This window comes from Rhodothermales bacterium (genome assembly GCA_013002345.1).
In the GTDB taxonomy this organism is placed as follows: domain Bacteria; phylum Bacteroidota; class Rhodothermia; order Rhodothermales; family JABDKH01; genus JABDKH01.
On record JABDKH010000205.1, the window covers coordinates 19,703 to 27,307 of the forward strand.

At 57.2% G+C, this 7,605-nt stretch carries 8 protein-coding genes; 3 read left to right on the top strand and 5 right to left on the bottom strand.

Going from position 1 to position 7,605, the window contains the following annotated elements:
• The first annotated feature begins 21 nt into the window (after positions 1-21).
• Complete coding sequence (locus tag HKN37_10730; GenBank protein ID NNE47123.1) at positions 22-1,326, top strand: histidine--tRNA ligase; 1,305 nt, start codon at positions 22-24, stop codon at positions 1,324-1,326.
• Positions 1,327-2,271 carry a prolipoprotein diacylglyceryl transferase gene (locus HKN37_10735; protein ID NNE47124.1) on the top strand — a complete coding sequence of 315 codons (945 nt, stop codon included), beginning with the start codon at positions 1,327-1,329 and terminating at the stop codon, positions 2,269-2,271. It begins immediately after the preceding gene.
• Positions 2,272-2,286: 15 nt separating this feature from the next.
• On the opposite strand, the gene pckA is transcribed toward HKN37_10735, so the two are convergent.
• Positions 2,287-3,882 carry a phosphoenolpyruvate carboxykinase (ATP) gene (gene pckA, locus HKN37_10740; protein ID NNE47125.1) on the bottom strand — a complete coding sequence of 532 codons (1,596 nt, stop codon included), beginning with the start codon at positions 3,880-3,882 and terminating at the stop codon, positions 2,287-2,289.
• 217 nt (positions 3,883-4,099) lie between these two features.
• Between pckA and rlmB the strand changes: the two genes are divergently transcribed.
• Positions 4,100-4,864, top strand: coding sequence for a 23S rRNA (guanosine(2251)-2'-O)-methyltransferase RlmB (gene rlmB, locus HKN37_10745; GenBank protein NNE47126.1), 765 nt, complete (start codon positions 4,100-4,102; stop codon positions 4,862-4,864).
• A 26-nt stretch (positions 4,865-4,890) separates the two neighbouring features.
• On the opposite strand, the gene HKN37_10750 is transcribed toward rlmB, so the two are convergent.
• From HKN37_10750 to HKN37_10765, 4 genes are all read right to left on the bottom strand, one after another.
• Positions 4,891-5,148: a hypothetical protein gene (locus HKN37_10750; GenBank protein ID NNE47127.1), complete on the bottom strand. Its 258-nt coding sequence runs from the start codon at positions 5,146-5,148 to the stop codon at positions 4,891-4,893.
• A gap of 171 nt (positions 5,149-5,319) precedes the next feature.
• Entirely contained in the window at positions 5,320-6,384 is a 1,065-nt protein-coding gene (locus HKN37_10755; protein NNE47128.1) for a flippase-like domain-containing protein, read from the bottom strand.
• 62 nt (positions 6,385-6,446) lie between these two features.
• Positions 6,447-7,121: an outer membrane lipoprotein carrier protein LolA gene (locus HKN37_10760; protein ID NNE47129.1), complete on the bottom strand. Its 675-nt coding sequence runs from the start codon at positions 7,119-7,121 to the stop codon at positions 6,447-6,449.
• Positions 7,122-7,230: 109 nt separating this feature from the next.
• Positions 7,231-7,605 (bottom strand): aminotransferase (locus HKN37_10765; protein NNE47130.1); only part of this gene is annotated, 375 nt, incomplete at its 5' end.

Below are 7,605 nucleotides of genomic sequence, written 5' to 3' on the forward strand. Positions count from 1 at the left end.
CAGGTTTCCCACTGCTACCGCTTGAGTCGGACGTTCAGAAATATCAAGGGCACGTTCGACGTTCTACCGGACGCATCGGACTCCGATGGTACGCATGTCCCCGCAACCGCCATGTGGCGGTACGTGGAGGACGTGATCCACGACGCCATGGCTAAGTATGGGGCACGTGAGATTCGGACGCCCATGCTTGAGCCGACTGAGCTGGTTGCTCGCGGTGTCGGTGAGTTGACCGATATCGTCTCGAAGGAAATGTTTGCCTTCCAGCGCGGCGACAAGAATTATGTGCTCCGCCCGGAAATCACGGCACCGGTAATGCGCGCCTATCTGCAGCATCATCTGGATCAGTCCGGCGGAGTGCAGAGACTCTACTACATCGGCCCCTGCTTTAGAGCCGAACGTCCGCAGAAAGGTCGATACCGACAATTCCATCAGTTCGGATTGGAGGTCATTGGATCGGATAGCCCCGTCGCCGATGCGGAAACCGTTGCAGCGATGATCGACGTCTACGCTGCGCTGGGTGTCACCGACACGCAGCTCCGGATCAACACGCTCGGCGACGAATCGAGCAGACCCCGTTATGCCGACGCCCTTCGCGAGTACTTTGAGCCACATCAGGAGGCGCTGTCGGAAACCAGTCGGGAACGACTTCGAAGCAATCCGCTTCGGATTCTTGACACGAAAGTCCCGGCCGAGCGCCAACTTCTCCATGATGCCCCCACGCTGATCGACTTCGTCGATGAGGAGAGCACGGAGCACTTCGCCGCGGTTCAATCCTTGTTGACAGATATCGGTCTCAAGTTTGAAGTAGATCACTTCCTGGTACGTGGACTGGACTACTACACGCGAACCGCGTTCGAACTCGAGAGCCCGGCACTTGGGGCCCAGAGTGCGCTGGCCGGCGGGGGACGCTACGACCTTCTGGCCCGTGAAATCGGTAGTCCAAACCCGGTGCCGGCAGTGGGATTTGCCGCTGGGTTGGAGCGATTGTTCCTGGCTATGGACAGCGCTGGCGTTGAGTCTGCCGGGGCAGGAGGGCCCGACGTCTTCATTGTGGCGATCGGTGACGACGCCGTGAACAGGACGTTTCAACTTGCGCGATCGATCAGGCAGTCCGGCTCAGATGTGACGTTCGACCTGCTCGGCCGCTCAATGAAGGCACAGATGAGGGAAGCCAATCGCACCGGCGCCCGATTCGCGGCGATCCTCGGAAAGGACGAACTGGATCGAGGCGTCGTTTCAATCAAGGATCTGGCGACCGGCGATCAAAACGACGTCGAGTTGTCAGACGTAGCATCGTATTTCACACACCTTCCGAACAGGACGTAGATGTATCCCAGACTTAGCGACGTTTTCAAGGATGTGTTCGGCTTTGAGTTGCCGTTTCCGATCTATTCGTTTGGTGCGATGGTCGCGGCCGGCGTGCTGACCGCTGTCTGGCTCACCGGAAAGGAGTTGGATCGTCTCTACAGGGATGGCCGACTGAACGGTGTACGGATCAACGTTCCTGAGAAGGGAAAGAAGGGTCGTTCCAAGACGACCGAGGCAAGTCCTTCGGCCTTGCTGGGGACGATCACGGTCATCGTGGTGGTGGCGGGTTTTGGCGGCGCCAAGGTGTTTCACATTCTGGAGAACCTCGATCTTCTCGCGCGCGATCCACTCGGAATGATATTCTCTACGGGCGGGTTCACGTTTTACGGCGGGCTCATTATCGCGGCATTGTCCATCGCATGGTACTTGAGGAGTAAGAAGATCGATGTTGCGATAGCGTCCGATGCGTTTGCCCCGGGGCTGATGCTTGCCTATGGAATCGGCCGAATTGGATGTCATCTCGCCGGCGACGGAGACTGGGGTATTGCCAGCGATATCGCGGCCAAACCCGGCTGGATTCCCACCTGGCTCTGGAGCGAGACCTATCCAAATAACATTCTGGGAATCGATCTGTCGAGTGCTCCCGTATTCCCCACGCCGATATACGAATTCGTTCTCGCCGCCGCATTCTTTGGAGTTCTGTGGGGCCTCCGGAAGCACCCATTCATGGGTGGATGGCTGTTCTCGATGTACTTCGTATTCGCCGGCGTAGAGCGGTTCCTCATAGAGCAGATCAGAGTGAACAATCGATTCGATCTGCTCGGATTATCGGTGACGCAGGCCGAGGTTATCTCAGTTCTGCTTGTCGCGATTGGAGGGATCGGACTTATCCTTCGCCGCCGCCGGCATGACATCGCTCCTGAGTCGCGCGGCTCCAACGCGACCGATACCAACCCTTCCTGACGATCTCAGATCTCGCTACGCCCTGGTCATGCGCGGTCCGGCTGCCTTGACCGCGTCGTTTGCCCCGGACTCGTACTTCTTGAAGTTCTTGTCGAAGAGCTCTGCCAGTTTCATTGCCGTGCGATCGTACGCGTCCGTGTCCTTCCAGGTATTGCGAGGCATGAGAATCTCCGAAGGCACGCCGCTGCACTGCGTCGGTACACTCATGCCGAAGATGGGCTCATTCATCGTCTCGGCCGACGTCAGTTCGCCCGAGTGAATGGCATCGATGATCGCTCTCGTATGCTTCAGCGAGATACGTGCACCGGTGCCGTACGGACCTCCTGACCATCCCGTATTCACGAGCCACGCCTTGGCGTCGTGCTTTCGAATTCGCTCTGCAAGTTGCTCGGCGTACTTATTCGGGTGCCAGACCATGAACGCTGCTCCGAAACACGCCGAAAACGTAGCCTGAGGTTCGTCGATACCTTGCTCCGTACCCGCAACCTTCGCCGTGTAGCCGCTGACAAAATGGTACATGGCCTGTTCCGGCGTCAGCTTGCTCACCGGTGGCAGCACGCCGAAGGCGTCAGCCGTGAGGAAGATGATATGTTCGGGATGCCCACCGACGCACGGGATCTTGGCGTTGTCTATGTGCTCGATCGGATATGATGCACGTGTGTTTTGCGTAATCGAGACATCAGAGTAGTCCACTTCCCGCGTGTCGGGATCATAGATCACGTTCTCCAGAACCGTCCCGAATCGAATCGCATTGAAGATCTCCGGCTCTTTCTCGGCCGACAGGTCGATCGCCTTCGCATAGCACCCACCTTCTATGTTGAAGACGCCCTCGTCCGACCAACAATGCTCGTCATCTCCGATCAGACGTCGGTCTGGATCAGCTGACAGCGTTGTCTTGCCTGTCCCCGACAAACCAAAGAAGAGAGAGACCTTGCCATCCTCGCTCTCGTTTGCTGAGCAATGCATCGACAGCACACCGATCTTGGGCATGATGTAGTTCATCACAGTGAAGATTCCCTTCTTCATCTCGCCGGCGTACTCCGTACCGAGAATGACAAACTGGCCGCGCGACAGGCTCAGGTCGACACTCGTATCGGACGTCATATGAAACGTGTATTGATTCGCAGGGAATCGACCCGCATTCAACACGACATAGTCCGGGTCGCCAAAGTCTGCCAGCTCCTCTTCGGTCGGACGAATCAGCATGTTGTGCATGAAGAGGGCGTGGTACGGGCGACTACAGATGATGCGCGCTTTGATCCGGTACTTCGGATCCCACCCCGCGAACCCGTCGACTACGTAGAGTCGCTTACACAGGTTGAGGTAATCGATGGCTCGTTCACGGTTAACCATGAACGTATGCTCGTCGAGCTTGATATTGATGTTTCCCCACCAGATATCCTGCTCGGTGTCGGCCTCGGCCACGATACGCTTGTCGGCCGGGCTCCTGCCGGTCTTTCTACCTGAATAGGTAATCAGCGCCCCGGCATCGGAGATCGCCGAACGCTCGTCGTTTCGAATCGCCTCTTCATATAGCTTCGATGGCGGCGCATTTCGAACGATGTCATCGACGTGTATTTCGTACTTTTTAAGATCAAAGTCTGAAGCCATTGTATGTCTCCGCTGTGTCTGTCTCGAACATGAGAAAGTCGTTGCGTGAACCGGCCATGACGTGTTGCTTGTTGCTTGCTTTCGCCCAATTCCGCTGACCTGAAGTTAGCCGCTGCAGAAATAGGGAAAAACAACAACCCGTCTCGCTGGCGGGCCAGGAATTGTTTAAGTGCGGGTTTCGTGTGATCATTTTGTTAATTAGCCACGGGAGTCCGAAGTGAGTGCATTTGTCGCCGGCCGAAACCCGGTGATCGAAGCGCTTTCGCGGCGCTCCGAGCATATCGATAAGGTTTTTATTCAGCGCGATCTGAAGTCGAGCGTCTTGCGTCGAATTGCCTCGGACGCGGATCGCAGTGGAGTACTCGTGCAGTTTGTGCCGCGGCAGAAGCTCGATCAGCTTGTGGCGGATACGCCGCACCAGGGGGTAGTCGCAGCGGTTACTGCGATTGGCTACGTGGATCTCGACGACATGCTGAACTCGGTGGCGGCGGGTCTCGACGAGACACGCCGGCTACAACCCTCGTTGATCGTACTGGATGGAATTCAGGATCCGCACAACCTTGGCGCGATATTGCGAACGGCCGCTGCTAGCGGCGTAAAAGGCGTGGTGTTGCCTGTTGCGAAGACGGCGCCTCTGAATGCGGTGGTCGTCAAAGCGAGCGCCGGGACTGCCGGGATGATTCCGATCGCGAGAGTGCGCAAGCTGGTCGACGCACTTACGCAACTCAAAGAGCACGGCTTCTGGATCGTGGGGATGAGCGCCGCAGGAACGGATACCGTGTGGAGCCTGGACTGGAGGCGCCCGGTGGCTCTCGTCGTAGGAAGCGAGGGCAAAGGGATGTCAAGGATGGTCAGCGAGGCGTGCGATCATCACGTTCGCATTCCGATGGAGGATTCGGTCGATTCACTCAACGTATCCGTCGCTACCGGCATCGCGCTCTTTGTCGCACGACATCTGCGCGCAACCGATTCCGCCGGGTAAGGAAGCTCGACCGCCCGGTTCACCGTCTACTTTCTTCCGTTAAGTCTGTAGACGATCTTGCGTATCGTGTCGAACTGGAGGTACGGATACTCATCGCGGAGGGCTTCGATGGCATCGTAGGCGGGCATATCTGCATTCCGCATGTCACGAAATCGCTGTCGGATCTGATAGTCCCGGACACCTTTTTCGCTCAGCAGGTGATGGGACTCAAGCGTCTGGTACACGTCGTCGGAAACCAGACCCTCGAGAGGATTCCGCGAGTCCTGATTCGAGGTTGCCTGCATGACCTGGATGGGTTTGTTAACAATTGTTGCAATGAATCAGTCGGGCTCACTACCGATTCCGACAACATCAGGGTAGTGCGAGGTGGTGCCAGGTATGCTCCAAAACCGTGCGAATGGTAAGACCGTGGATTTGAGTCGTATGCGAGGCCGACCGAATCGCTCGTCGAATTGTCAGGCGTTCGCCTGATTTTCATCGATCGCAGTTTCCTGGGCTTTCTTCAGATAACCCGGCTTGATGCCCTGGTGCAGCAGGAAGGCGGCTCCGAGAACTGTGTAGAGAACAAGCTGGGCCGCATGCGTGACGACTGCGTACGTGGCCGCAGCCGCCTGCGTTACGCCAAACAGATGAACGAGGGTCTGTATCGTTATGTAGTGATACGAGCCAGTCCCGCCGGGAGCGGGGATGGCCACGCCGATCGCGCCGATTGCCATGATGTTCCAGGAGTCGAGAAGTGAGATCTCGAAGGGACCGCTCATCTGCAGAATCAGGAACGGAATGTGCGCCATCACGGCGTAACAGCCCCACATGAGAATTGTACTCGTCAGTATGGCGAGTCTCCGCCTTGTGCGTAAAAGCGACTGCAATCCATTTGCAAACGCACCGATCGTCCGGCGAAGCCTGCCACCTTCACCCTCCTGATAGGCCGATCGCCGTCGCCACCACCAGACGAAGTATATGGCACCCGCCAGGCCTAGCACCGCAAAAGTCACAAGTATCCCAAACGGCAGCCGATCCAACTGCGATGTGACCGGATCGATAAAGAGGGTGCGAATCGTGTCGAGTCTGTCGATGAGCATCAGGGCGGCACCGCCTAGAGCAAGTATCAGGACGGCCATGTCAAGAACACGTTCGACAACCACCGTTCCGATCACGCCACCCATGTTCAGTCTTTCCTTCCTGGCGACCAGCCCCGAACGGACGACCTCGCCAATCCTGGGCGCGGCGTAATTGGCCATATATCCGATGATCAGGGCCGAAAAGGTACTGTAGAGGCTAATCTCGCTCCGCTCAGCGCCGGGTGCGACAGGCAATTCGTACAATAGAATTCGCCATCGCCACGCTCGCAGCAGATGACTGACGATGGCTATGATTCCCAGGGGGATCAGCCACCAGTAGTTGGCTGTGCTGAGAGCGGCGCCGACCTCCTTGAAGTCAACTCCCCTGAGCGAGAAGTACAGAAGAACGCCAGCGAGACCGAAGCTGGCGACCTGGGACAGGATTGAGCGCAATCTCATGCGGGGCAAGGGGCTGACGCGCTTCCGGGTGTCGGAGAGGAAATACGGAGAGTCCTACGATCTCAGGAAGACCGAAGGTCCACGATGTCTGACGTGGACTCAGGTTCGAAGGTGAAGATATCATCCGGGATGGGCGGATCGAAAACGACCCTGCCAAGCTCGAACGTGATAGTGGTGCCGTTGAGATCAACAACTTCAAGGCGCGTGATCGCTTCGTCAGCCTGTCGAACGTACAACGTGTAGTGCGGAAAGAACGCCGCCGGATCAAGAGCATCCAGCTTGACAGCGTCGTGCGGGGCTCCTCCCAACAAAACTGAATTGACCTGATCAGCACGATACTTCTCTCCGCTGCCGAACAAGAACGTGTTCAGCGATACGGTCGTCTCATCCTCCACGTAGTCATTGACCAGGACCTGGTTCTCGGCTTCATCATAGATCCACGTGGTGACGCCGTCGGAAACGAAGACCTGCGACGAAGTGACTACTCGATACCGCGAACCCTGAAGAATCGCCGTTCCGGTCGACGACTCCGTGTCGTCGAAGTACTCTGACGAATACGTCTGGTTGAAGTCTACCTGAAGAGCCTTCGCACTCTGAAGGCGCGTCCGCAGCCTGTCAACCACGGCTTGCGCATCGTTCTGGGCCCACACTGGATGTGCGTTCCACAGTGCGGTCAACGCGCCGACCACCAGCAGTACTATGCTCGCTCGACGGAATGTCGCGAAGAAAGGGTTCATCGAAGATATCCTGTATCCGGTCATACCAGCCAGATCAACGGCAAATGCCGTGCCCCGTTCCTGACATGATCCCGAAACGGGCTGTACCGGCTCCCGGATTCGGCTGGCGTCACGATCCATGGATCGCAGACTTCAAGATGTCCACGAGCGCCTCGACATCCCGTGCATCATTGTAGACATGTGGCGAGACGCGGATGGCCGTGCCCCGCACCGAAACGTGTACCGACCCGTCAACCAGTGCGGTCCGCAGGCGGTCAGGCGACAGGGTGTCAGGGAGTCGAATCCCCACCAGATGAGAAAACCGGCCACCAGCCTTCTCCACCTGGTAACCAAACGGCTGAAGCTCCTTCAGTGCGGGTTCAAACAGACGTGCACAATATTCCTGGATGCGACCGGGTCCCCATTCATTGATCTGACGGAGTCCGGCAAGCATCATGGGAAGCAACAAGAAGTTGCTTCGCTCACCGACATCAAAACGGATCGC